At 43.7% G+C, this 25,830-nt stretch carries 23 protein-coding genes and 1 pseudogene; 18 read left to right on the forward strand and 6 right to left on the reverse strand.

What is annotated here, in order from left to right:
* Nucleotides 1-35: 35 nt before the first annotated feature.
* Both ACN6MV_RS05810 and ACN6MV_RS05815 read right to left on the reverse strand, forming a co-directional pair.
* The gene (locus tag ACN6MV_RS05810; protein WP_419885898.1) at nucleotides 36-683 is read right to left on the reverse strand and encodes a hypothetical protein; all 648 of its coding nucleotides are present in this window, start codon (nucleotides 681-683) and stop codon (nucleotides 36-38) included.
* Nucleotides 684-821: 138 nt separating this feature from the next.
* A complete protein-coding gene (locus ACN6MV_RS05815; RefSeq protein WP_042124717.1) occupies nucleotides 822-1,241 on the reverse strand; it encodes a MarR family winged helix-turn-helix transcriptional regulator in 420 nt (139 codons plus the stop codon).
* 154 nt (nucleotides 1,242-1,395) lie between these two features.
* On the opposite strand from ACN6MV_RS05815, the pseudogene ACN6MV_RS05820 reads away from it, so the two are divergent.
* The 11 genes and pseudogenes from ACN6MV_RS05820 (at nucleotide 1,396) to ACN6MV_RS05870 (ending at nucleotide 12,706) form a co-directional block, all read left to right on the forward strand.
* Nucleotides 1,396-1,983, forward strand: a pseudogene (locus tag ACN6MV_RS05820) (sigma-70 family RNA polymerase sigma factor).
* Nucleotides 1,970-2,728: a DUF3600 domain-containing protein gene (locus tag ACN6MV_RS05825; RefSeq protein WP_419885899.1), complete on the forward strand. Its 759-nt coding sequence runs from the start codon at nucleotides 1,970-1,972 to the stop codon at nucleotides 2,726-2,728. The pseudogene ACN6MV_RS05820 and the gene ACN6MV_RS05825 overlap by 14 nt, the downstream one beginning before the upstream one ends.
* Before the next feature lie 257 nt (nucleotides 2,729-2,985).
* Nucleotides 2,986-4,383: a transcriptional regulator gene (locus ACN6MV_RS05830; RefSeq protein WP_419885900.1), complete on the forward strand. Its 1,398-nt coding sequence runs from the start codon at nucleotides 2,986-2,988 to the stop codon at nucleotides 4,381-4,383.
* A gap of 87 nt (nucleotides 4,384-4,470) precedes the next feature.
* A complete protein-coding gene (locus tag ACN6MV_RS05835) occupies nucleotides 4,471-4,644 on the forward strand; it encodes an aspartyl-phosphate phosphatase Spo0E family protein (RefSeq protein ID WP_197069747.1) in 174 nt (57 codons plus the stop codon).
* A gap of 235 nt (nucleotides 4,645-4,879) precedes the next feature.
* Entirely contained in the window at nucleotides 4,880-5,965 is a 1,086-nt protein-coding gene (locus ACN6MV_RS05840; RefSeq protein ID WP_419885901.1) for a LolA family protein, read from the forward strand.
* A gap of 221 nt (nucleotides 5,966-6,186) precedes the next feature.
* Nucleotides 6,187-7,368 (forward strand): alanine racemase, encoded by a 1,182-nt coding sequence (gene alr / locus ACN6MV_RS05845; RefSeq protein ID WP_042124725.1) that lies wholly within the window; start codon nucleotides 6,187-6,189, stop codon nucleotides 7,366-7,368.
* A 214-nt stretch (nucleotides 7,369-7,582) separates the two neighbouring features.
* Nucleotides 7,583-7,864, forward strand: a complete 282-nt coding sequence (locus ACN6MV_RS05850) for a CopG family ribbon-helix-helix protein (protein WP_025698676.1) — start codon at nucleotides 7,583-7,585, stop codon at nucleotides 7,862-7,864.
* Between the two features lie 3 nt (nucleotides 7,865-7,867).
* Nucleotides 7,868-8,218, forward strand: coding sequence for a type II toxin-antitoxin system PemK/MazF family toxin (locus ACN6MV_RS05855; protein WP_042124727.1), 351 nt, complete (start codon nucleotides 7,868-7,870; stop codon nucleotides 8,216-8,218).
* Between the two features lie 156 nt (nucleotides 8,219-8,374).
* The gene (locus ACN6MV_RS05860; protein WP_052414476.1) at nucleotides 8,375-8,983 is read left to right on the forward strand and encodes a TetR/AcrR family transcriptional regulator; all 609 of its coding nucleotides are present in this window, start codon (nucleotides 8,375-8,377) and stop codon (nucleotides 8,981-8,983) included.
* Nucleotides 8,984-9,159: 176 nt separating this feature from the next.
* Nucleotides 9,160-10,359 carry an MFS transporter gene (locus ACN6MV_RS05865; RefSeq protein WP_042124729.1) on the forward strand — a complete coding sequence of 400 codons (1,200 nt, stop codon included), beginning with the start codon at nucleotides 9,160-9,162 and terminating at the stop codon, nucleotides 10,357-10,359.
* 118 nt (nucleotides 10,360-10,477) lie between these two features.
* Nucleotides 10,478-12,706, forward strand: a complete 2,229-nt coding sequence (locus ACN6MV_RS05870) for a Tex family protein (protein WP_339289508.1) — start codon at nucleotides 10,478-10,480, stop codon at nucleotides 12,704-12,706.
* A 170-nt stretch (nucleotides 12,707-12,876) separates the two neighbouring features.
* On the opposite strand, the gene ACN6MV_RS05875 is transcribed toward ACN6MV_RS05870, so the two are convergent.
* Complete coding sequence (locus ACN6MV_RS05875; protein WP_419885902.1) at nucleotides 12,877-14,334, reverse strand: methyl-accepting chemotaxis protein; 1,458 nt, start codon at nucleotides 14,332-14,334, stop codon at nucleotides 12,877-12,879.
* 432 nt (nucleotides 14,335-14,766) lie between these two features.
* Nucleotides 14,767-15,528 carry a DeoR/GlpR family DNA-binding transcription regulator gene (locus ACN6MV_RS05880; protein WP_419885903.1) on the reverse strand — a complete coding sequence of 254 codons (762 nt, stop codon included), beginning with the start codon at nucleotides 15,526-15,528 and terminating at the stop codon, nucleotides 14,767-14,769.
* A gap of 209 nt (nucleotides 15,529-15,737) precedes the next feature.
* Here ACN6MV_RS05880 and ACN6MV_RS05885 point away from each other — a divergent pair, with 209 nt between their 5' ends.
* Genes ACN6MV_RS05885 through ACN6MV_RS05910 form a run of 6 tightly spaced genes read left to right on the forward strand, consistent with a single transcriptional unit; the run spans nucleotide 15,738 to nucleotide 22,424 of the window.
* Nucleotides 15,738-16,490 (forward strand): ABC transporter ATP-binding protein, encoded by a 753-nt coding sequence (locus ACN6MV_RS05885; protein ID WP_042124736.1) that lies wholly within the window; start codon nucleotides 15,738-15,740, stop codon nucleotides 16,488-16,490.
* Nucleotides 16,483-18,102: an ABC transporter permease subunit gene (locus ACN6MV_RS05890; protein WP_419885904.1), complete on the forward strand. Its 1,620-nt coding sequence runs from the start codon at nucleotides 16,483-16,485 to the stop codon at nucleotides 18,100-18,102. The genes ACN6MV_RS05885 and ACN6MV_RS05890 overlap by 8 nt, the downstream gene beginning before the upstream one ends.
* A gap of 47 nt (nucleotides 18,103-18,149) precedes the next feature.
* On the forward strand, nucleotides 18,150-19,151 hold the full coding sequence (locus ACN6MV_RS05895) for an extracellular solute-binding protein (RefSeq protein ID WP_375105020.1): 1,002 nt from the start codon (nucleotides 18,150-18,152) through the stop codon (nucleotides 19,149-19,151).
* A 21-nt stretch (nucleotides 19,152-19,172) separates the two neighbouring features.
* Complete coding sequence (phnW, locus tag ACN6MV_RS05900) at nucleotides 19,173-20,267, forward strand: 2-aminoethylphosphonate--pyruvate transaminase (RefSeq protein ID WP_419885905.1); 1,095 nt, start codon at nucleotides 19,173-19,175, stop codon at nucleotides 20,265-20,267.
* The gene (gene phnX / locus ACN6MV_RS05905; RefSeq protein ID WP_042124744.1) at nucleotides 20,264-21,079 is read left to right on the forward strand and encodes a phosphonoacetaldehyde hydrolase; all 816 of its coding nucleotides are present in this window, start codon (nucleotides 20,264-20,266) and stop codon (nucleotides 21,077-21,079) included. Before phnW ends, phnX begins: the two co-directional genes overlap by 4 nt.
* Nucleotides 21,069-22,424: an aspartate aminotransferase family protein gene (locus tag ACN6MV_RS05910; RefSeq protein ID WP_419885906.1), complete on the forward strand. Its 1,356-nt coding sequence runs from the start codon at nucleotides 21,069-21,071 to the stop codon at nucleotides 22,422-22,424. Before phnX ends, ACN6MV_RS05910 begins: the two co-directional genes overlap by 11 nt.
* A gap of 321 nt (nucleotides 22,425-22,745) precedes the next feature.
* Here ACN6MV_RS05910 and ACN6MV_RS05915 read toward each other — a convergent pair whose 3' ends face one another.
* On the reverse strand, nucleotides 22,746-23,804 hold the full coding sequence (locus ACN6MV_RS05915) for a UvrB/UvrC motif-containing protein (protein ID WP_419885907.1): 1,059 nt from the start codon (nucleotides 23,802-23,804) through the stop codon (nucleotides 22,746-22,748).
* 166 nt (nucleotides 23,805-23,970) lie between these two features.
* Here ACN6MV_RS05915 and ACN6MV_RS05920 point away from each other — a divergent pair, with 166 nt between their 5' ends.
* Nucleotides 23,971-24,699 (forward strand): hypothetical protein, encoded by a 729-nt coding sequence (locus ACN6MV_RS05920; RefSeq protein WP_419885908.1) that lies wholly within the window; start codon nucleotides 23,971-23,973, stop codon nucleotides 24,697-24,699.
* 133 nt (nucleotides 24,700-24,832) lie between these two features.
* Here ACN6MV_RS05920 and ACN6MV_RS05925 read toward each other — a convergent pair whose 3' ends face one another.
* Nucleotides 24,833-25,798 carry an S-layer homology domain-containing protein gene (locus ACN6MV_RS05925; protein WP_052414477.1) on the reverse strand — a complete coding sequence of 322 codons (966 nt, stop codon included), beginning with the start codon at nucleotides 25,796-25,798 and terminating at the stop codon, nucleotides 24,833-24,835.
* Nucleotides 25,799-25,830 lie beyond the last annotated feature (32 nt).

Consider the following 25,830-nt stretch of genomic DNA (forward strand, 5'->3'; position numbering starts at 1 on the left):
CTGTAAACAAAGCAGAGACAAGCTTGTTACGTTTGCTAATTATTTAAAAACTCGGTCCGATCAACTTGTGATTTCGGGTCTACTGTTAGACTTTTGCTATAGCGGATCTCCCCGATAGAACAACCCGGACCGATGATGATATCTTCCCCGCAGACGAGATCGGCTGTTGTTCGGTATAACGTGATGCTAGTTCCTTCAATCGTTTCGCAAGTAAGCTTCCGGAAGTAGGGGATTAGCGCATTCATTAGTTTCAAAGAAGGCTTAATAGTAATGGTTCCGCTAGATTTCATGACCTCAATTGTGCTTCTGTTTCCTAAACGTAGCTCAATCGATGAGCCAGCAGTTAATCTATGGATCTTCACAGCACCTTCGGCATAAAAGGTTTCGACTGCAACATTTTGTGCTGCGGAGAAGTATCCTGACGATTGCAGTCTATTGGCTTGGAGTTGTTGTACACGGAGTCCTCCCAGATTTATAACCTGCTCGGCCCTGCAATGACCTCCAATCGAACAATCACCAGATACTTTTAGCTTCACGGTAGTTACATTCTTCTCAGCACTTAAATGTCCAACAACATCGACAGTATCCGCACGAATATCCTCTTGGAGGATTAATGAACCTCTCACCTTCAGCGGTGGACCGATCATTTCATTACGTTCAAAAGTATCACTAGCATGGGGCATTTTATAGGGAGCCGCCTTTCAAATTATATTTTAATGATTAAAATATATATCCATTATAATATATAGTCAATATAACATTTCGGAGTTATAAGCATAAAAAAACTGCCGTCAGTTTCCTGACAGGCAGTTATATAAACATTAGTTCATCATTTTATCCATTAACTCATTGATTTGTTCTAAGGTTCCTGAGATTTTATCCAACTCCGAGGTAGGAAAGGCTTCGAAGATATGGAGAATCCGCTGATGTCCTTGTTCTGTAAGGACTATGTTGACGACTCTGCGATCTTCCTTCGTCCGCACACGTTCGATAAGACCGGCATCTTCCAGCTTATCACACATCGAGGAAGCGGCTCCCGGTGTAATAATAAATCGTTCGGAGATGTCAGTAATGTTCAAGCTTCCAATAAGTCTGAGCTGGAACAGCAGTAGGATCTGATTGTGAGTCAGTGTCTCCTGCTTGGTGATCATATCAATGAAGAACTGGGATTTCTGCTGCACATTTGCCATAGATTCCATAACCTTATGGATAGCGTATTGTTTATCTTGCTCTGTGCTCATAGCCACGCTCCAATTTACTTTAGTTTCTAAAATATATAGAAGCTATAATAAGCTTGTCAAGTTGAGGAGTCGAGTTGACGCTCAAAATAAATCGAACGATATCTCTTTTTTTTACCAATATATATTGTAAGACCGAAGGAGGGGGTTGAAAGGGATGAAACATCCAAATGAAAATTCTAAGCTCATTACGCTTGCGCAAGCCGGCAGTCGTGAAGCGTTCAGTGAGTTATATGATGCAACGATCCGGGATGTATATCAGACCGTTCATTTCCTCGTTCGTGAATCATCTGATGTGGATGATATTGTTCAAGAAATTTATTTGCAGATGCACCGGTCTCTTGAACGCTTCGACATGGAACGCCCCTTTAGACCCTGGCTTATGGGATTGGTCATGAGACAAATTTATGCCTATCGGAGGAAGAGATGGACGCATCTTCGAATCCTGAAAAAGGCAGAGCATGCTGATTTGATCATGGAACACGAATTTACGAATGATGTTGTGGACAGATTATCCAACCAAGCCCTGCTAGCAAGTGTAGAGTGTCTTCCATTTAAGCTGAAACAGGTGATCATTCTGCATTATTTAAACTAATTTTTCCAAGAAGAAAGTGCCTTGATACTAGGTATTCCTCTCGGAACCGTGAAATCTCGTATTCATGCTGCACTGCACAAGCTTCGCCAGAAGCCAGCGAACCATATTCTTTTTAAGGGAAAGGTGGTGGACCTGGATGAATTTCAATGAAGAGCTACGGACAGCTCTGCAGGAAGAGGCTAGAAATTGTACAGCCCCACCGGAACTGAAGGAGCAAATACTAAATAGGACTGCACCCAAACAAGGGGGAAGACGAATGAAAAAATGGCTTGTAGCAAGTATTTTGGCGGCAGCATTATTAATTCCTACTGGAGCTTATGCCGGATATAATTATTTGGCGGACACCCTATATGGCTCACAGATAACCGCTGCTACGATTGGAGTAACCCAGCAACAATACGATAGGCTTGAAGCGAAGCTGCAGAACGCGAAGCAAACCTTTAACGAAGAGGAATTCACAAAGCTGATGTCCTTACTGAAAGAATTGGGAGCTTATAATCTGCAAATGGCTGATGCTGAAGGCGTCTTTCACCTAGAACAATTAAGTGCGCAGGAGAAGAAGGCTTACAAGAAATTACAGATGGAGCTTGAACCTTATTTTGAACAAATGAATGAAGCCAAAACATCAAAGAAATCAGTGAAATCCGTTGATCGTGATACTTTCTGGAATAGCTTGCTTGAAAAAGCTGAACAGAGGCTTACAAATAAGGAGTTTGAGGAAACTAAACGATTAATAATTGAGTTACAAAGCTATGATGCCAAGGTATTTGATTCAGATGGTAGTGTTCATATGGAACGGCTTTCAAATGAGGAGATACAAAACCAAGAGAAGTTAATGGAAGCGCTAGACCCTTACATTAAAAAGCTAGATTTGATGATTAAACCCAGCTCATAGTTGAATTTATATGCATGTATTGAATAACAATAGATAGAATTATCATAGGAAAAACCATCGGAAAAGGTCTATTACACCTTGCATTCTGATGGTTTTTGCTTTTTACTAATCTATAGTCTATACATTACTCACCGAATAATTGTATATTGAAGAGCGATAGGAAAAAAGTATTTGACCACTGGAATAATTAGACATATATTTATTAAAATACTATTAATTTATATCTGTATTATGTTGGGCGAAAGGTGGCTTTGATCATGAAGCGGATGACCATTCGTGCAGAACTGGCGGACTATCTCAAGAAGCATGGGACTACGATCAATCAGTTCTCAGAGGTGTCTAAGGTAAATTCAGGCACGATCAGTAATATCATTAATGGGAATCGTCCAATAGCCATGCAACAATTAGATCGAATTACAGAAGGTATGGGATTAGAAGAAGGCAGCTACTATGATTTATATGTGGATGAGTGCTTTGTACATTCCAATCCGAATTGGAGACGCCTTCGGCCATTTCTATATCGCTGTGCAGAGCTGGATAAGCTGGATTGTATTGCACGGGTAGTTGGGATCATGATGGACAGCTTATCTTATACGCCTTCGTTATTTGATACTGCGGAAGATTTTTTTGCGCAAGGGAAATATGAAGCAGCAGCGATGTTATATCAGAGTGTGGCTGAGAGTGAGAAGTATCAGCATTCAGAGCGTTTGGCTCTTTGCCAATACAGACTGTTCACAATCGCTTTGGGTGAGGATCAGGATGCTAATTTGCGAGCAGCGGTGCAATTTGAAGGATTTGTTAACCGGCTTGATGAGGTGGACCAGCTCGATGCGCTGAAAGATTTGGCGAATACATATAGCGCTTTGCGACATTGGGACAAGGTAAAGGCAATAGCTAAGGAAATGGGGAATAAAGCAACGATTCAATATCATTCCAAATACGAACGTGCCAGAAAAAGCAAGCTTCAAAAGGAACCCGAAATACCACTATTCTCGTATATTCAATACTCTTACATGTTACGTTCAGTAGTTTATAGAGAGCTTGGCAATTATGATAGAGCATTACATTATGTTAACTTATATATGGATATGAGCTGGATTCGTGAAGACACGGAAGAAGCTTTGCAGCATATCAATCAATGCATGGAGTGGGCGCGGGCTAATATTTACTTGCTGCGAATTTTAAAAGGGGATGTAACGGTGCTGCCGGAATATGTGGCATACATTGAACAAAGAGAGGAAGAAATTCTTTCAGGTCTGTTCAAAATCCTTCAAGCAGCTAATTACTATCAATTTAATGTGGATGATATTCTTCTGCGGTTTAAACAAAAAAAATCAGAATGTAGAGATCATCGCCTAGAAAATAGATCCTATAATCAACAAATCCTCGAAGATAGATATACCAACTTGATGGCTGAGATCGCTTCTTACTACATAAAAAGAAATGAATATGAGATTAGTATAAAGTATATAATGATAAGTTTGGAATGTTCAGTAAAGATAAATAGCGAATCATGTATTATAAAATGTGTTGGGATGTTCGAACAGCTAAGACACATAGCATCCATCGAAACGCAAAAAGAATATCAAAACCTAATTAGTAAGGTGCAGCGAATCAACGAAAAGAAAAATGGCTTTGTATCTAATATTTCTTGATCCTAAATCTTTATAGTACTGCACTCTATTGTAAAATTTGGAATTTGACATATGCCTCTAATATATTACTTTGAGGAGGTTGTGTTAATGAATAAGCCAGAAATTATCCAAAAAAGAATAGAGGGTGCTAGAGCCAAACTTTATTTAATGGAAAGGCAACACGGAGGATTGTTACATCCCAATGTGATCAGACAGTCCATGAGGTTGGATGAATTAATTAATGAGTACAATAAAGCCGTACATAACGATAACGAGAGTTGAAACAAGAAATTGATCCTATAATTTTCGCTCTATTCAATAGATAAGACTTACATAATGTTATTGCATTTCTGTATAAAACATAAAGCCAGCGCTTTGCGTGGGCTTTTTTTGTTTGTATATTCCTAAAAAATAAATCTAAGTCCCATGCTTGTCATGCCCGTCTGCATATTGCGGCCAAGTCCCTCATAGACATGTACTAATCAATGCATTCAAAACAGGTTAAGGGGATGATGTCATGCGCCGGACAATATGGGTACTCGCGATCATTATGAGCGTGGCCCTGGTGATGACGGGGTGCGGGAAGAAGGATGCCGCTTCCGTGGTCAAGGATTTGAACAATGTGGCTGACAAGTTGGAGAGTAAGCAGGGAACGTACCAAGCTTCAGGCATTATGACCCTATTCACCGGCGAGCAGCCGCAGGAGTATAAGGTAGAGGTATGGTACAAGAACCCTTCTTATTACCGGATCAGCTTGGCAAATGTTCAGAAGGATATTACGCAGATCGTGCTTCGTAATGATGAGGGAGTATTCGTACTCACACCAAGTATGAATAAGAGCTTCCGCTTCCAGAGTGATTGGCCGGACAATCAAGGTCAGGTTTATTTGTATCAGACGCTAGTTCGGGGCATCGTCTCTGATAACAATCGTCAATTTGTGGAAGATGGAGATAACTATGTGTTTGAGGTAGCTGCGAATTATCAAAGCAATGCTCTTGTGCGGCAGAAGATTTGGTTGGATAAAAAGACTTATGAGCCTAAACAGGTTCAAGTCTCTGATTCTGAAGCTAAGGTAGTTGTGGATGTGAAGTTTGACACCTTTAAATTCGATACAGATTTCACAAAGGATTCCTTTGATATGCAAAAGAATATGGCCACAGGTGCTGCTTCAGAAAGCACAGTAGCTGAGGTTGACGAAAATGGAAATCCAGTAGTAGTTCCGGAAGGTCAGGAGCAAGAGGGGCAACCAGTCGCTGCTGAGCTTGGTGACTTTGGGATCATCGAACCGGGATATGTTCCGGCAGGCGTTGAGTTGAAGGACTCCCATAAAATGGAGGGGAACAAAGATCATGCCGTTCTCATCCGGTATGATGGGGTTTATCAATACACCATCATGGAAGCCCGTCCATTGGACCGTGCAGTAGCGTTGGCTCCTGGAACACTGATAGATCTTGGTTTTACCGCAGGACTTCTTAGTGGTGATGAGCAGCAGACGTTGACATGGATGTCTGAGGGTATAGAGTACAGAATTACAAGTGCTAATCTTCCTGTTAACGAAATGATGCAAATTGCCGCTTCTATGGAGGCACAATCGGGTAAATAATATAAAGTAGGCGGATACTGCGTTTTGTGGGATTCTTTCCTCTACAACGTAGTATCCGCCTTTCTATATTTGCCAGCACTCCAGCCTCTTTGATCTGAAGGCAAAAGATAACTGAGGTCACATTGACAGCCACCTTCCATAGCATTACCATGAGTACTAAGACAATGATTGATGTTATGCAGCTATGACGTTTTACTACAACGTAAGAAGGTGACTTTGAAGTGCAAGCAAGCTATCGACCGACAGTAGCCGAAATTAATCTGGATGAATTGCGTGCCAATTACGAAGCCTTTCGCCGCTACTTGCCGGCAGAGACAAAGTTTATGGGATGCGTCAAAGGAAATGCGTACGGCCATGGAGCAGTGGAAGTAACACGGGAACTGGAAAGACTCGGAGCAGATTATGTTAGTGTGGCTTTTTTGGATGAAGCATTGGAGCTGCGTCAGGCGGGAATACTGATTCCTATACTGGTGCTTGGCTACACTTCTCCTGAAGGAATAGCCGTTGCCTGGGAGAACCATGTAACTGTAACACTGTTCACTCCGGAAGTATTAGAGGCTATCAGACAGCTTCCTATAGATCCGGATCATCGGCTGAAGGTGCATATCAAGATTGATAGCGGGATGGGGAGACTGGGGCTTTTACCAGCTGACGCACCTGCATTTATCTCTGAAGTGCAGTCTGTTGCGCAGGCGGAGCTGGAGGGTATGTTTACCCATTTTGCCAAGGCAGACGAACTAGACAAAAGCTATACACTGGAACAGCATCGACGGTTCATGAGCGTGGCGGAAACGCTGCGGGAGCAGAACATTCAGATCCCGATCATACATACGGGCAATAGCGCTACGGCCATTGATTCACCTTATTTATCCAGCAACATGGTGCGGGTAGGCATCAGCCTGTACGGATTTTATCCCTCAACTGAGGTAAACCGTCAACGGGTAGATCTACATCCGGTAATGACGCTGAAGACGCAGGTTGTATATGTGAAGAGCCTGCCTCCTCATTGGGGCGTCAGCTACGGCACTCGGTACTTCACAGACAGCGAGGAGATTATCGCAACGCTACCTGTGGGGTACGCAGATGGATATTCCCGCATGCTAACTGGCAAAGCGGAGGTGTTAATACGTGGACGCCGCGTTCCTGTCGTCGGAACAATCTGCATGGATCAGTGTATGGTATCACTCAAATCTTTCGCTGAAGAAGCGGAACAAATTAAAGCAGGCGAAGAAGTTGTACTCATCGGGCGTCAAGCTGACGTGATGGTCACGGCAGACGAGTTGGCTCTCCATCTTGGAACAATTCACTACGAGGTAATTTGCATGCTGGCTCATCGGGTGCCCCGCGTTTATATCCGTGAAGGCACACTTCCTAAGTTAGTAAATGCTCTGCTACAATCTTAAAGTTCTTGACAGTGATGTTATTCAAGGGAGAAAATAGAAGGAATTGTATCGTATTAGGAGATATGACTAAAAGCCTATACGAACCGCCATTTCTAGTTTATAATGGGATGCAGCATACTTGATATACTGGCGGCATATATTCCTTGTATAAAATTCCTTGTATATTGCAACACTGGAACACAAGGGCAGAAGGTTTGTGGGGGTGGAAGAGAAGGTGGCCAATTTGCAGAACACCAAAAGAATCATGATCAGCTTGCCCGATCATCTCTTACAGGAAGTGGACGGAATTGTTCAATTGGAGAATTCCAACCGGAGTGAATTGATTAGGCAGGCCATGAAGCTGTATTTGAGCGAACGGAGGAAACGTTCTATCCGGGAGTCCATGCAGCGCGGCTACATGGAAATGGCTAAGATCAACTTGACCATGGCATGCGAGGCGTTCCTCGCGGAGGAAGATGCAGACAGCACTCTTGGCCGCTTAGTAAGCGGGGTGTAGACATTGATCGTTAAACGTGGCGATGTTTTTTTTGCTGATCTTTCGCCGGTTGTAGGTTCTGAGCAAGGCGGAGTAAGGCCAGTACTGGTTATCCAGAATGATATTGGCAATCGCTTTAGCCCGACGGTAATTGTGGCTGCAATCACAGCCCAAATCCAGAAGGCTAAATTACCTACGCATGTGGAAATTGACGCAGCGGCTCATGGCTTTGACAGGGATTCTGTTATACTGCTGGAGCAGGTTAGGACGATTGACAAACAACGCTTAACTGACAAGATCACCCACCTTGATGATGAAACGATGAAGAAGGTGGATGATTCGCTGCAAATCAGCCTTGGACTGATTGATTTTTAATCACCTAGGGTTATAGATAATCCATGAGATAGGCGCTCGGGTACGAATCCGGGCGTCTTTTGATGTGCATTTTTGCGTACTGATGGTAAAGAAGGATTAGGGGTTCACTTTTTTGAAGTGTTCTGATAACATTAGACCGTACGGTCGGTTTAGGAGGTGCTTAGAATCAAAGGACGTTCAGATGGAGAAGAAACAAAAAAACGAATTGTACTTAAAGCCACACAGCTGTTTGTTCAGAAGGGGTATGCAGCTGTAACCATGAATGAAGTTTGCGCAGCCTCGAATGTCAGCAAGGGCAGCTTATATCATCATTTTCCGAGCAAGGATGAACTTTTTCTATATGTAGTAGAAGAGGATACGGTGCAGTGGCTACAGGCGTGGGAAGATAAGAAGAAGGAAATTGTAGGTGTTCAGGAGCGTTTATATGCGTTAGCCGAGCACTATGCAAATGATTTCCAGAATCCGTTGATTCGGGCGCTTGAGGAATTCTCAAGAGGCAGAGCTCATCCGGAGGATATCACTAAGCGGCTTGCTCTTTTATATGAGGCTGCCTCGCATGCGTGTCGCGATCTTCTGAAGGAAGGCATGGACACGGGGGATTTTATTAAGGGTGACTTAGAGGATTATGTGATTATTGTAAATGGTATGCTCGAAGGGATCGGGCGAGCTGCTGAATGTTCTATTCCTGAAAAGACTCCGGAAGATATCAAAAAATATTACCGGGAATCAGTACGATTGTTATTACAAGGGATATATACGGGGTAAGTTATATGGGGGCATGAAAGAAGCTTTACATTCAGGAATTATGAAGGCTGAAGCTTCTCGAGGGCACCGGAAATGGAAGGACTATTTTTTTGGCTATAATTTAGACCGGATGGTCGGTCTCTACAGTAAAACTACTAATCGAAGAATTGGCTTTAGAAACCACGGAGGTTAACACAATGTCGTTACTACTTAGAAACAGAGGCGCAATGCTTCTTGTTATGCTTAATATTTTTCTTGCTTTTACAGGAATCGGGCTTGTAGTTCCAATAATGCCTACTTACATGAATGAACTTGGGATCACCGGAAGTACCGTGGGGTTGTTAGTGGCTTCATTCTCACTTGCCCAATTATTAGTATCACCATTCGCGGGCAGGTTATCCGACAGAATTGGCAGAAAAAAAGTGATTGTTGCGGGTCTGATCGTGTTTGCTTTTTCAGAGCTGCTCTTTGGTCTGGCAAATGTATCCTGGCTTTTGTTCGTTTCCAGATTGCTCGGTGGTGTAGGTGCTGCATTAATTATGCCGGCAGTTATGGCCTATGTAGCGGACACGACTTCTTTTGAAGAAAGAGCTAAAGGCATGGGGCTAATTAATGCAGCCATTACTACCGGATTTATTATCGGTCCAGGAATTGGCGGCTATCTTGCTGAGCTTGGAATGCGGGTGCCTTTTTTCTGTGCAGCGGGTGCGGCTGGGGTTGCAGCTCTAATTACAGTTTTGATCTTGCCTGAGTCTCTGTCTGCAGAGAAACGGATGGAAGCGAAGGTATCGAAAAATAATCAAGAGAGCTTCTTCACGCAATTGATGCGCTCTTATCGTGAACCGTACTTTTTCGGATTAATTATTGTATTTGTCATGGCTTTTGGATTGGCTAATTATGAAACGGTGTTCGGATTGTTCGTGGACCATAAATTTGGCTTTACCCCTAAAGATATTGCATTTGTGATTACCTTTGGCTCGATCGCCGGTGCTGTAGTGCAGGTATCTGCGTTTGGCTGGATTCTGAATAAATTCGGAGAGAATAAGGTAATCTCCACTTGTCTTATAACTGCTGCAATGTTCATTCTACTGACGCTGTTTGTAAGTGGATTTTTGGCGATTTGTGTGATTACCTTTATTGTATTCTTGGCTATGGATATTCTTCGACCAGCGGTAGGCACTCAGCTATCCAAAATGGCGGGGGAATCACAACAAGGCTTCGTAGCAGGGATGAACTCTGCTTATACGAGTCTTGGTAATATCGCAGGGCCTATCGTTGCAGGATATCTTTTTGATCTAAGCATTAACTTCCCATATGTGGCAGCGGCGTTTGTTCTAGCATTATGCTTTATGTTGTCACTTAGTTCCGGCAAAAGAGGAATGGGACAACGCGCTTAAACCATTGAATCTGCCCCCTCGCTAGGCTGGACTTTGGTACAGAGCCGATCTGTGATACTATTTTAAGTATGAGAACAAGAATTGTATAAGCAGATTGTGTACGGGAAGAGGGATACTAATGACGGTAGATAACAGCAATACGGGAGTCATTACGGATGAGGCGGCCGCACAGCGGGAGCAGGAACTGATTACTGTAGCGATTGCCAAGGAATTAAACATTAGCCTGAAGCAGGTGCGTACAACGGTTGGACTGCTGGATGAGGGGAATACGATTCCGTTCATCGCCAGATATCGGAAGGAAATGACGGGTGAGCTGGACGAAAATGCGCTGCGTGATATTGAAGAACGGCTGGCTTATCTTCGCAATTTGGGCGAACGTAAGAAAGACGTGATCCGCAATATTGAAGAGCAGGGCAAGCTGACCAAGGAGCTTCATGAACAAATCACTAACGCAGTCAAGCTTCAGGAAGTGGAGGACTTGTATCGTCCTTTCCGGCAGAAGCGTAAGACTCGTGCTAGTGTTGCGAAGGAAAAAGGCTTAGAGCCGCTTGCCAACTGGATTATGGAGCAGCAGAGACAAGGGGACCCACAAACCGAGGCTGCGAAATATATAGATGTTGAAAAAGGAGTAGAGACCCCAGATCAAGCACTTCAAGGCGCGCTAGATATCATCGCCGAGAATATTGCTGACGATCCTGCGATCCGCTCTTGGGTACGGCAATATACGGCAAGTCAGGGCATCCTTGTGTCTGAAGCTAAGGATGCAGAGCAGGAATCCGTATACGAGAACTACTATAGCTACCGTGAACCTGTACACAAAATGCCACCTCACCGTATACTCGCTATTAACCGCGGTGAACGGGAGAATATTCTGAAGGTAGGCATTGAGGTTGTCACTGACAAAATTCATGCTTACATTGCGCGGAAAATCATTAAAGGGCCATCCCCGGTGAAGGAGCTTCTGGAAGCAGTGACCGAGGATGCTTACAAACGTCTGATAGCTCCTTCCGTAGAGCGTGAAGTTCGTGGAGAGATGACCGAACGGGGTGAGAACCAAGCGATTTCGATCTTCTCTGGGAATCTACGCAGCTTGCTGCTGCAGCCGCCCGTTAAGGGACGTTGTGTGCTGGGTGTTGACCCTGCATACCGTACCGGCTGTAAGCTGGCCGTCGTAGACGATACGGGTAAGCTGCTTGAAGTAGCCGTGACCTATCCTACGCCGCCGAACAACAAGAAAATTGAAGCTGCTGCTAAGTTTAAAGAACTAATCGCTAAATACGGCATTCAGCTTATCGTGATCGGAAATGGGACAGGCTCTCGTGAGACCGAGCAATTTACGGCAGAAGTGATCGCCGATATTGGCGATCCAGAGCTGGCATACCTGATCGTAAATGAAGCGGGAGCGAGTGTCTATTCGGCTTCTAAGCTGGCGCAGGAAGAGTTTCCGGATCTGGATGTGGCAGAGCGCAGTGCGGCTTCAATCGCCCGTCGTGTGCAGGACCCGCTGGCGGAGCTGGTGAAGATCGATCCGAAAGCTATCGGCGTGGGACAGTATCAGCATGACGTCTCCCAGAAGCATCTAGAGGAGAGTTTAAAGGCTGTCGTAGAATCGGCGGTTAACCATGTGGGCGTAGATGTGAATACGGCATCTCCAGCCTTGCTCTCTTACGTAGCAGGCGTTAATGGAACGATTGCTAAAAATATCGTTAAGTACCGTGAAGAGAACGGTAAGTTCACGACACGGAAGCAATTGCAAAAGGTACCTCGTCTAGGTGCCAAGTCCTATGAGCAATGTATCGGCTTCCTGCGGATTCCTGGTGGAGACAACACCTTGGATCGCACACCTATTCACCCCGAGTCTTATCCGGTGGTGGATCGGTTGTTCCGTGAGCTAAGCCTAGATGTTAACAAGCTTGGCAGCAAAGAAGTGGCTTCGCAGCTGGAGGCACAAAATGCCGAGGAGCTGGCTGTGAAGCTGGATGTCGGCGTGCCAACGCTTCGAGACATCCTGGAGAGCTTGCAGCGTCCGGGCCGCGATCCGCGCGAGGAGCTGCCGTTACCGATCTTCCGCACCGACGTGCTGAAGATCGAGGATCTGGTTCCCGGCATGGAAATGCAGGGAACCGTCCGCAACGTGATCGATTTCGGCGCATTCGTCGATATCGGCATCAAGAACGATGGGCTGGTGCATATTTCCCAGCTCAGCGGCAGCTTTGTGAAGCACCCGATGGACGTTGTCTCCGTAGGAGACAATGTCACCGTCTGGGTGATGGGTGTTGACCTGAAGAAGGGCAGGGTCAGCCTGACCATGCGTCCACCGCGTGTTGAGGCGGGAAGCCTTAATTAAATAAACAAAGAAAGCCATCTATTCCTGGAGTAGATGGCTTTTTCAATATAAGAAAGTATAAGTTTCACGCTATCCTTATCTTTATAGTTCTCGCATAACTGCTAACTGTTCTTATAGGGATGCAAAGGCGTTTATGCTTGTTTGAATGAATGGTATTAACACAGCATGACCTATGAGGGTCTCGTTAAATTATGTAGCTTAGTAGCTAATTCATTTAGATTGCGGATGCTGACTACTGTTTCAGAAACATGTTGTTGCTGAACCTCAGCGCTCGCAAGAACCTGCTCAATTGCTGCTGTATTCTCTTCGGTAATCGCAGTCACGGAATGGACTTCACCTAGTACAAGGGAGGAAGCGTGTTTGATGTGATCATTCCTATTCTTCAAATCTTCTGCTTGTTCAAGCACCTGTTGTGTATTATTCCGAATACCCTCGAACAATCGAGCAATATCATCTGCGGAATTTCTTCCGGATTCTACAACTAGCAACCCGTTAGATACCATATCGCCAACCTGAGCAATATGACTTTGAATGCTTCTAAGAATTTGAGTAATGTCTGCGGAGGCATTGTGGGAGCTCTGTGCTAATTTACGGATTTCATTGGACACCACTGCGAATCCTTTGCCATGTTCTCCTGCGTGTGCGGCTTCAATAGAAGCATTTAGCGACAAAAGATTCGTCTGCTCAGCGATCCCCACGATACTGGAAACAATCGATTCAATCTTCTGATTCTCTTCATTCATTTGTGTCAGCAAGTCAGCAGTACTCTTTACGATATCCGTGACCTCTGACATATTTCCAGTTAAGCGAACGATTTGCGCTTGCCCCTCTTGCGTGATTTGATCGGTATTACGGCTTCTTGTGCTCATTGAGATGGATGCCGTATTTGCCTGCGTAGCCGATTCGTTTAATTGCTGCATGGCATTTGAGATATCGCTGACACTTTGTGCTTGTGATTCCACTCCGCTGGCAATCTCTTGAAAGGCAGTCACGACTTCTTTGGAAATTCGATCTGTAGTCAATACGTTGTTATTCATTAGGTTACTAGATTGACTCAGAACTCCTACGGATTCAGTAACACCTTTTAGAATGGTTTCCATTTCTGCTCTAGCATGTTCAGCTTCGTTGCTGCTCTTAGACATATTTTTGAACATTTTCGTACCAATCTGACTCTGATAGATCAGAACCAATATCATGACGATGAGAAGTGTATTAATTCTTAATACATCTACTGAAGCGTAAATTGGTTTCGTCATCAGGAAATAGTTGAGTAAGATCCAAGAAATTACTCCATTAAGGAGTAGCGGACGATAGTTGTGATAGAGGGATACGATGCCTAGTCCCCAATATAGAATAAATGTGCTTATAATACTAGTTCCTGCATCGATATAGAAGTATGTAATGATATTAAAGCCAATAGCTGTTATGTACATAATATAGGGTGTAGCCACACGTTTCCAAATTAGTATCGTACACAATAAGCCAAGGGGTACCGCTGCTGACATAATCGCCATGATTGTTTGTGGAAATCTGTAAAGCGAAATTGAACCGAACAACAAACAGCCCCAAAACAAGTAAATAATTAATTTGTTTCTCTGGTGTAATTCGGACATCTGATTCAAGGGCATATTCACACTCCATAATGTAATAGTACTTCTGATTTTTTAGTTTAAGAGATTCCTGAAATGATGTCTATGATGTTAAGCTCGGGGATGTTCAGAACAATGATGTTTGGGAGAGTAATTAGGGAAAAACTCCCTGAAAAAAGCTGATATTTGCATAAAATCAATGGAATTAGGGAATTCCTCCCTGATAATTAGGCGAATATCTACATTTACCAACGAATCACCTGAATTATAGGGAGATTTTCCCTAATTAGTAGTCTGAAGCGCAGAATTTTTTTGATTTTAGGGAGAAATTCCCTAATTATCATCAAGGCATCAGGTAAGTGTCTATGATTCTAAAAAACACAAAAATCCCCTAGGTAAAATGGAGTTACCAGCACCATTTCAAATCCAAGGAGAGGCTTTTTTGTGTTTTTAGATGGATGATGAAAGTCTTTATTCCGCAACAATCAAGCTCGTACGTTTGGGTTTAAACTTCTGTAGGAAGCTTCGATCTATATTACGGTCGGTAATAATGTACCCGATTTTATCGAGTGAGGCGATGCCGATGGTCACATCTTTCCCGAATTTAGTATGGTCTGCGGCAACATAAACCTCTTTGGAGAGATCGATAATTTTTTTACGAGTTTGGGCTTCCTCCAGGTTATAGTCGGAGATGCCTTTTTCAAGGGTAATGCCGCTTGCGCAAATAAAAGCTTTAAGGATATTTAACTCACTGAAATTAAATAGATAATCATATGCAATGACAGACTGCTCATTTAGCCGGACCTTTCCGCCGATGATAATAAGCTCAACCGCACTGTTCATCAGTTCGTTAACCACAGGAATGGAGTTCGTAATGACCGTGAGATTCTTTTTATTCTTGATATATTTGGCGATCTGATAGGTGGTAGAGCCGCTGTCCAGATAGATGCAATCCCCATCGTTGATATATTCGCTGCACTTTTGCGCGATCATTTTCTTTTCCTCTAAGTGACCGACCATCCGCGCATCCATTGGAGATTCGGCAAACTCCGATTCCACCAGTTTAATTCCACCATAAATCTTCTTGATCTTCCCTTGCTTGTCCAGCAGGTTGATATCTCTGCGAAGGGTATCGATAGAAATATTAAGCTCTTCTGCTAGCTCCGGCAGCTTCTGAACCTTTTTCAACATTAAGATTTCTATGATTTTCTTTTGCCTTTCCAGTGGAAACATGTTATCACCCATTCAAAGTTTATATCGCTTTCGATAGTTGAAGTATAAAGGGATTAGGATAGGGTAGCAACAACTCCTTTGCAACTTAGTCATGATATACTTATAATGTAGTCACAACTTATTTAAAGTTTACATACATTTTACGTAACTGTTTATCCTCAAAAACAAAACCTTTTTATACTGAGGTTGTACTTGAGGAGGTGGAACCTTTGCTTAAATTACAAAACATAAGCAAGCATTACGATAACAAGGTTGTTCTAGAGGATATTAGTCTAGACATCCAAGCAGGGGAAATTGTCTCCTTACTCGGCCCCAGCGGGAGTGGAAAAACCACCTTGCTAAACATCATCTTGGGATTGGCTAAGATGGAGCAGGGGCAAATCATTTTTAATGATCAAGATTTAAGTAATGTACCCATGAAGAAACGCGGATTTAATATAGTGTTCCAGGATTATGCGTTGTTCCCTAACTTAAATGCTTACGAGAATATCGTTTATGGTCTGAAAAATAAAAAGGGATTAACGTCGGAGCATGAGGTTCAGGAGTATATCGAGTTTCTGGAATTAAAGCCGCATTTAACGAAGAAGATTGGCGCTCTATCCGGTGGGCAGAAGCAAAGGGTGGCTTTGGCAAGAACGCTCGTAATGAAGCCCAAATTATTACTGCTCGATGAACCTCTAAGCGCACTGGATGGAATCATCAAGGAATCTATTAAAGCCCGGATTAAATCCATCGCCAGAGAATATAAGCTTACGACGATTATCGTCACCCATGACCCTGAAGAGGCGTTAACCCTGTCGGATAAAATTCTCATCATTAATCAAGGTCATATTGCCCAGTTCGGAACGCCTCAAGAGATCATTCAACAACCTAGCAATGATTTTGTAAAAGAATTTATTCTGGGGCAGCTGCAAGTGAAACGGGAAAATATCTATAACCTGTTCGGTGAACATTATGCCTAAAGCTAAACCGGAAATGCGGATCATTTTTATCCCAATCGTATTGTTATTTATCGTTTTCCTGATCTTGCCACTGGTAGTTTTATTCATCCGCTCGTTTGAAACGGACCAAGGTTATTCGGTATCCAATTATCTCACCATTCTGGCAGATCAAGAGATTCGAGAGTCCATCGGAAATAGTATGAAGGTCTCCGGTGCGACGGCACTCATCACTACTGTTCTAGCTTTTATCCTTTCCTATACTATCCACTGTACAAGAATCTATCGCCCTTTAAAAAGCATCATTAGAACTGGAATCCTGATCCCCATGCTGCTGCCTACGATTACATATGGGTTTGCGATAATGTACTCTTTTGGCAACCAGGGACTGATTACTAAAATCTTCGGGCGGAATTTATTTGAGATTTATGGATTTAATGGTCTGTTGATAGGCTACGTAATTTATACCTTACCTTCGGCTTTCCTGCTGATTCATAATTCGTTCAAGTACATTGATAAAAAGTTCATCGTCGTCTCCAAGCTTATGGGTGACGGGACGGTGCGCAGCTTCATGAACACCATTGTTAGGCCTTTGTGGGGCACCTTGGGAGGGGCGTTTGTTCTTTCTTTTATCTTGAGCTTCACAGATTTCGGGATCCCTGCATCGGTGGGCGGGACTTATAACGTAGTTGCTACACAGCTATATCAAGTCATGCTTGGGGCGATACCGGATTTCAACAATGGTGCTGTGATTGCTGTACTGATGTTAATACCGGCGGCGTTTGGGGTGGTGCTGTTAACTTATCTTGAAAAGTTCAATTTCCATTATGACAAGGTGACTGAAATCGAGATGATCCGGAATAAAGGCAGAGATTCGGTTCTTGGACTGATTTCATCCGTGATTCTAATCGGACTGCTGGCGGTGTTTGCTGTCATGTTCGTTGCACCGCTGGTGAATGGCTATCCTTATGATCTAACGTTTACGTTCAAGCATTTTGTGGATGTTTTTCAATCAAGCGATTTAATCAATGTATATAAAAACTCCTTGCTGGTAGCAGGATTGACGGCAATCATAGGTACGATCGTAGCGTATGCTGCGGCTATCATTAATGTACGAACACCTATAAAAGGGAAAGCGACTTTCGACATCCTGTCGATGGTGACGAACACGGTACCGGGTATGGTCCTTGGTCTGTCGTATCTACTTCTGTTCAATAACAGCAGTCTCAAGGGAACCTTTACGATTCTTGTGCTCTGCACCCTTGTTCATTACTTTACAACTCCTTATTTGATGGCAAAGAACTCTCTGGCGAAAATGAATCCATCGTGGGAAACCACTGCTGAATTATTAGGTGACAGCTGGCTGCAGACGATTCGCCGGGTCATTCTGCCGAACTCTGCATCCACGGTGATAGAGATGGTCAGCTACTATTTTATCAATGCGATGGTGACCATTAGTGGAATTATCTTTCTAGTGACTGCCCAAACCTCGGTAGTGGCTAGCAAAATAAAGGAGTTGCAGCATTTCGCCAAATTTAATGAGGTGTTTGTCCTATCCATCCTGATCTTTTGCACCAACCTTATTATCAAGCTCCTAGGTGACTATTTTCAGAAAAGGCAATCAAACTCTCGTTAGTTAACGATTTTAAATATAAAAAAACCAGTTAAAGTGAGGGAGAAATTATGTCTAAGAGAATTAAGGGAATCAAGGGGATTATGTTGTCTATCGTGGCTTTGAGTTTGGTGTTTACATTAGCAGGTTGTGGAAATAAAGCATCGGGTGATGCGAGTAAAGTAGTGATTTTGACCAATGCGGATGAAGAAGCTGTGGCTTCTATGGAGACTGCGCTAAAAGGTGCGGGGTACGAAGGGCAATATCTCTTTCAATCCTTGGGTACTTCTGAGCTGGGTGGAAAGCTGATGGCTGAGGGAGACAAAATTGAGGCTAACCTGATCACGATGAGCTCTTATTTTGTAGAAAGTGCGCAAGAGAAACACAGCATGTTCAAAGACCTATCGTTTACGACGAACGCGCTAGATTCCTATCCAGCGTACTATACGCCGATCTTGGCGAATACCGGTGCTATTTTTGTTAACACATCGGTTCTTAAAGATAAAGGACTGGCGATGCCAACGTCCATTAAAGATTTAACGAAACCAGAATTTAAAGGCTTGGTATCTGTTCCGAACATTATGGACTCTTCGACAGGCTGGTTGTTAGTTCAGGCGATTATTTCGCAATACGGTGAGGAAGAAGGCAAAACGGTTCTGCATGATTTAGTTGCTAATGTAGGCCCACATCTGGAAAGCTCCGGTTCCGGTCCGATTAAAAAGGTAAAAGCAGGAGAAGTAGCTGCAGGGTTTGGACTTCGTCATCAGGCAGTACTAGCTAAAGAAGAAGGCGCACCGATTGACTATGTAGATCCAACGGAAGGTAACTTCTCGCTTACAGAATCCGTAGCCGTGGTGAAAAAAGACGATGCAACGACAGAACTGGCTATGAAAATGGCAGAAACGATTGTTAAAGATGCTAGAAAAGACTTAATTACAAATTACCCAGTAGCTCTTTATAAAGATGAAACGGTTAGTGATATCCATAAACCTGCACACAGTATGAAATTTGTTAAGCCGTTGACTGTGGAATTGCTGGAGCAACATCAACAATTCTTTAAAGAAAATAAATAAGATTAGAAGGAGTGAAGGGCCATGAACAACTATAAATTACTGACACCCGGTCCATTGACAACTACTAACACGGTCAAAGAGCAAATGCTCTTTGACCGTTGTACTTGGGACCAGGACTATAAGAACATTACACAACAAATCAGATCCAGACTTCTGGATTTGGCAAGGGCAACGAACGATGAATATACGACAGTTCTCATGCAGGGTAGTGGTACGTTTGCAGTGGAATCTGTGCTGACTACGGCGATTTCAGCGGATGATAAGCTTTTGATTATTACAAACGGTGCCTACGGAGAACGTATTGTGCAAATGGCGGAGTATATCGGACTTCGTTATCATGCACATAGTGCTCCATATAATGAATTCCCGCAAGAGGCAGAGATTAGAGACATTCTTGAAAAAGATCCAGCCATTACGCACATTGCGATGGTACATTGCGAGACGACGACAGGGATTCTTAACCCGCTTGAGATGATCTCACAACTGGCAAAAGCCTGCGATAAAACATTAATTATCGATGCGATGAGCAGTTTTGGCGGAATAGAGATTGATGTTCCTGGGCTTGGAATTGACTATTTAATCAGCAGCGCTAATAAATGTATTCAGGGTGTTCCGGGGTTTGGTTTTGTCATTGCAAAACTGAATAAACTGCTCACCTGTAAAGGAAATGCACGTAGTTTATCACTTGATCTATATGATCAATGGAAGGCGATGGACGCGGATGGGAAATGGCGCTATACGTCTCCGACCCATGTAGTGGCTGCTTTTTCGAAAGCGATTGAAGAACTGATCGAAGAAGGCGGCATTCCTGCAAGGGCAGCAAGATACCAGAATAATAACCGCGTACTGAGAGAAAGACTTGCGAGAATAGGAATAGAGGCGTATATCACAGACGAGAAGCAATCTCCTATTATAACCACCTTTCTTTTTCCGAACGAGACATTCAGCTTTGAAGATTTCTATGAATATGTGAAAGAAAAGGGGTACGTCCTTTACCCAGGCAAATTAACGGAGCATGATACCTTCCGGATTGGGAATATTGGTGAGATTTACGAAGAAGATATCCAGAACTTATGTAATATTATCGAAGCATACATGGGAGGAATGACACAATGAATCAAATCGAAGGCGTAATTCTGGATTGGGCAGGAACAACGGTTGATTTTGGCTGCTTTGCACCGGTGAATGTGTTTCTTGATATTTTTCGGGAAGCTGGGATTGAAGTTACGATGCAGGAAGCTAGAGCCCCTATGGGGATGCTGAAAATAGATCATATCCGCGCGATGTTATCCATGCCAAGAGTAGGTGGCTTGTGGGAAGAAAAGTATGGCAGAGCTTTTACTGAACAGGATGTAGAGAACCTGTATGCTGAATTCGAACCGGCCCTGATGGCATCCTTATCCGAATATACTGATCCGATTCCGCAGGTTATTGAGACCGTCCAAGTGCTCAGAAGCCAAGGACTAAAGATTGGTTCAACCACTGGATATACAGAGTCCATGATGGAAGTTGTCATTCCGAATGCCGCTGGGAAGGGCTATCAACCGGATTATGTAATCACGCCAGATGGAACGCATTCACTGGGAAGACCTTACCCGTATATGATTTATCATAATATGGAAGCTTTAAAGCTATCGGCAGCATGGAAGGTTGTTAAGGTAGGCGATACGATTTCAGACATTCAAGAGGGTGTTAATGCAGGCGTCTGGTCCGTAGGTGTAATCATTGGAAGCTCTGAAATGGGCTTAAGCCAGGAGGAATTTAATGCACTTTCAGACGTGGAGAAGGAAACGGTGATCTCAGCGACACAGACCTCTTTTATTCAAAACGGGGCAGACTTTACGATTCAATCGATGAGTGAGCTGCCTCAGCTGATTGTGAGAATCAATGTACTGATTTCTCAAGGAATCAGACCTTATGCGAGATAATCATGAGCTAAAAAGAGAAGGTGACATCAACTTTAGCCCCTTACGGACAGAGTGGATGACTCAGTTAAGCGCTGTGAGTATAGATAGGATCGAAGCGGACGAGCGTGCGTATATGCGACAATCCATGTCTACGCCGTGCTTGAACAGTATCGTAGATGCTGAGGGATGTTATATCACAGATGTGAATGGACGCAAATATCTTGATTTTCATGGAAATAGCATTCATCAGATTGGCTATAAGAATCCTTACGTAACTGAAGCTGTGAAAAAACAGCTCGACGAGCTACCGTTCATTCCAAGAAGATTTACGGCAGATATTGCGGTACAAGCTGCAGAAGCTTTAATCAACAAAACGACCTCAAAGGACTACAAGGTGTTGTTCACTCCTTCTGGAAGTGCAGCTGTAGGTCTGGCTCTTAAGATTGCTCGCAAATGGACGGGAAAACATAAGGTCATCTCCATGTGGGAGTCCTTTCATGGTGCGGGGCTGGATACGATCGCTGTGGGCGGAGAATATGTGTTTAAAAAGGATATGGGCCCGCAAATGCCAGGGATGCTAAAAGCCATTCCTTTTAACGGATACCGCAACCTGCTGAGAAGTTATTCGCATGAAGCAGTTGCTACCTTCTGCCTCGACTATTTGGAGTATATGATTCAACATGAAGGAGAGATCGGGGCGATCTTACTTGAGCCTATTCGGGCGACGGATACGCATATCCCGCCAACATCCTATTTCACAAGATTAAGAAAAATATGTGATGAATATGGGATTTTGCTCATTTTTGATGAGATTCCAACAGCGTTGATGCGGAGTGGAAGATTCTATGTTCATCAGCATTTTGATATCGAACCGGATATCCTCGTGCTCGGAAAAGGGTTAGGTGGAGGAGTGATCCCGCAAGCAGCGGTGCTTACCAGAACGCAATATGATTGTGCGGCGGATATTTCTTTGGGTCACTATACCCATGAGAAGCCGGCGTTAGGAAGTGCGGCGATCTGTGCCACTATCCACTACATTGATGACTTGAAGCTGCAGGAACAATGCATCAGTCGGTCTGAATTTGTAAGAGAAAAACTTGAGGCTCTGTGGGCTAAACATGATTACATCGGAGATGTCCGTATTGCTGGACTACTGATCTCTATTGAACTTGTGAAGTCCAGAGAGACTAAAGAGAAGAATGAGGAATTAGCAGAGCGAGTTCTGTATTATTGCCTGGAGAAGGGTCTTTCTTTTAAATTGGCAGGAGGGAACTGTATCACTTGGCATCCCCCGCTTATTGTAACTGAAGAGCAATTAACCTTTGCAGTTAATCTTTTGGATGAAGGCTTGAGTAGATATAGTTGAGGGATATGCAAGCTTCAAAAGAGGTTTCTTCCGCTCCGTACATGGGGTTGAAGAAGCCTTCTTTGTTGTTTAAGGAGTGAAGGACCTGCTCTCTTTGGGTAAGTTTAGAGTAACAGTTGAAATATAGGCTTATTACTAGGAGGAGATAGACGTGGGAAATCCATTGAAGGAATTAAAGAATAGTGTGAATGGCCTATAAAAGATTGTTGAACCGAAACCGAAAAACGAAGCCTGCAAAGGCAGGCAGTCGTTAACTAGTATAAAAGGAACTGTATGAGCGATAGCGCCCGTCTTTGTAGTAGTCACGACCCATACCTAGAATTAAAAATTATACGAATGGGTTGGAGCAGCATTTAAAAAGATCCGGAGCAGCTCGTCTACCGGAGTGTCTAGACGGGAAGGACTTTCGGCTGCAAGCCAATCCTCTTGCACGATGATGTAGCTGCAGGAGCTGCTTTTTAAATAGCTGTATATAATTTGTGCTTCGTCAATTTCATGGCGGCTGATTGCTGCCGGGGCCTGGTTAAGTTCACCGCGGAAAGCGTCCATAATCGCTGATGTAATAACGGCTTGCAGGTGGGTGATATCGGGTTGATCATATTCGAGTTTAGTATGCATCAGGATGCGGTTACCCTTGAGCAATAGGAGTTTAAGCGTCTGTTCATCCATGGCTTCAAGGATCGCGATATTCTGATTCTCTGCAGCGAATTCGATAACCTTCTCTTTGTGATTCAGGAAGCTGATGGCTCCGATGTAATCCCTGTATTTGGCGGCGGTTTCGAAGTCATATTGCTCTGCGGCCTCAGTCATCTGTTGTTCCATCTGTTCAAGAAGGCTGGCATCCGTTCCGTTTAGTAGGGCTATGACGCTATCAATGATTGTATTATATAGATCTGCGGCTTCTCCGCCTGCACACATCCCTATGCATAAGCCAAGCGAATGGTTTAGGCATAAGGAATTTTTGAAGCTAGGATTGCTGCAAAGGATTCTTGAGCTTTCCTTGATACCTTGTACGGCGTGCTCCACAGTACTTCTGCTCGTGTAGGGACCCCAAATGTGATTTCCTTCCTGTACAGCAGGGTCATAGGTAATCTCTAACGAACGCATTTTATCATCCGTTCCTATTACGATATACGTATAAGCCTGTGGATTTTTCATTTTTCGATTGTACATGGGCTTTATTTCTTTAATTAATTTGCACTCCAGCATAAAAGCTTCAAATTCGGTATCGGTAAGGATAATATCCAAATCTTTAATATGTCGAACGAGCTGTTTTACCTTTGGGGAATGAGACTTCGAGTTTTGAAAATAAGATTTTACTCTCCGTTTCAACTGTTTCGCCTTACCAACATATATAATATGACCGAGACCATCCTTCATGAGATACACGCCGGGAGTCAGGGGAAGGCTCTTTAGTTTCTCTGATAAATTGATAGTAACCCCTCCGTCATTCAAGAGTTGATTGATAGTTTTAGTATAAGCTTGCAACCTTCATTTGTTCAAATCAGTCTAAGTAAGAAATGATCAAAAGGTGAGGAGGAATCTTATGTACTTTGCAAAAAATCTCGGTGGGCTGGCGCTGATAGCAGCTATGTTATGGACTACTGCATGTAGCGGAACTCCAGAAGCGGGTACGGAGCCGAAGCAGACACCAGAGCAGTCACAGACGGCACAACCCTTGGCTACGACGGAACCACCACAGGAGACGGAACTACCACAGCAGACGGAGCCATCAAGCACGGAGCAGCCGCAGGATCTAGAGGGATTGCCGCCATTAGTTGAGGAAGCTGCGTCTACGGTTATGAACGCCATTAGGAATAAGGATATGAAGCAACTGGCCGCATGGGTACATCGGGAGAAAGGGCTGCGCTTCTCTCCATATGCATACGTGGATACAAAACATGATCTTGTATTCACCCAGGATGAAGTAGAGGACTTAATGAATGATTCCACCAAAAGAGTGTGGAGAACATTTGCTGGCTCTGGTGATTTCATCGAGCTGACCTTCGCAGATTACTACAAGCGGTTTGTTTATGATGCGGATTTCATTCAGACGGCCGAGATTGCTGTGAACAAAGGGCTGGGTCAGGGCACAATGATTAATAACTTAAACGAAGTGTATCCAAAGGATCAATATGATTTCGTTGAATATCATATTGAGGGGATCGATCCTTCAGTGGAAGGGATGGACTGGCGCAGCCTTCGTCTAGTTTTTGAGAAGATTGGAGAGGATCATGCACTGGTAGGTATAATTCATGATCAATGGACGCCCTAGCTTAGGGGTTTAGATGACGAAGGGTTTAGAACATGGGAAAGACCTCAAAAAAACGAAGGTGCCTCAGTAGCCATTTCACGGCTTTTGGGGCACCTTCATTTGATTCGTAGCATTAGAATCGAGTCCGGAGCTTTTATTGCGTAGCACTAGAAGAATAAGATGTAGATCCGGATACCGATTTAGCGATCGCTTTATAGCCCTCTGGCAGATAAGTGACAACAGATGCTTTTGAAATCACTTGTGCGTACATTTTTCCTGGATCAGGAGCAGTCACATTAAAGTAAATCACAGCGGTTTTGTCTTTGCCAAATTCAATTCGCTCAATCACAAGTCCATACCCTGGATGAGGTAGATTATTAACGGTCAGCGTAGCCTTATTTACCCCTTCACCGGCTTTGGTTAGTGTAACCTCAGTCTCGTAGGCAGGAGTAGCAGGGCTTCCATTAGACACAATTACGCGTTTGGCAAAAGCGGCAGCATCATAGGTCAGAGCGGCTGCTTCTGAGCGGGTGATGGCATCATTTGGCCGGAAATTACCGTTCTTATCGAGTGTGGCAATATGTGTATTCAACAGGATCTGGAGGCTGTTTATCACCTCAGTAGAGAGTTTATCGCCATCCTTAATGTCTATATACATCAGCGTAACAGGGAAATTACCTTTACTTTGCAGCGCTTGCGTCAATAAGTGAGCGAACTGAGCGCGGGTGATGGTTCCGCTAGGGTCCACTGTCCGGTCGAGTGAAAGGCCATTTTGCTTGGCAATCACAAATGCTGAAGCATACCAGGCTTTGTCACTTACCTTATCAAAATAGTCGCTGGCTTTAGAAGAGCTGCTACCTGACACAGGCTTCAGATTCAAGCCGCCTACGATGAACTGTATCCCTTGTGCAAAGCTCACTTTAGATTTAGGCGCAAACTTATCTTTATCAACTCCGTTTATAATCCCCTCTTTGTGCAAAGAGTTGATTTTTGCTTCCGCAGGATCACCCTTCAAATCTGAAAAAGCAAAAGCGGATGCCCCAAAAGACATACTCGCTGCCAAAATGCCGCAGGCTATAGTCATTTTTTTAGCATTATTTATGAATAATGATTTCTTCATTATGCGTCACCTCCATACTCTTAGATGGTAGA

Origin of the sequence: Paenibacillus sp. B-A-8, assembly GCF_048572915.1 — a bacterium.
Lineage (GTDB): Bacteria > Bacillota > Bacilli > Paenibacillales > Paenibacillaceae > Paenibacillus_AQ.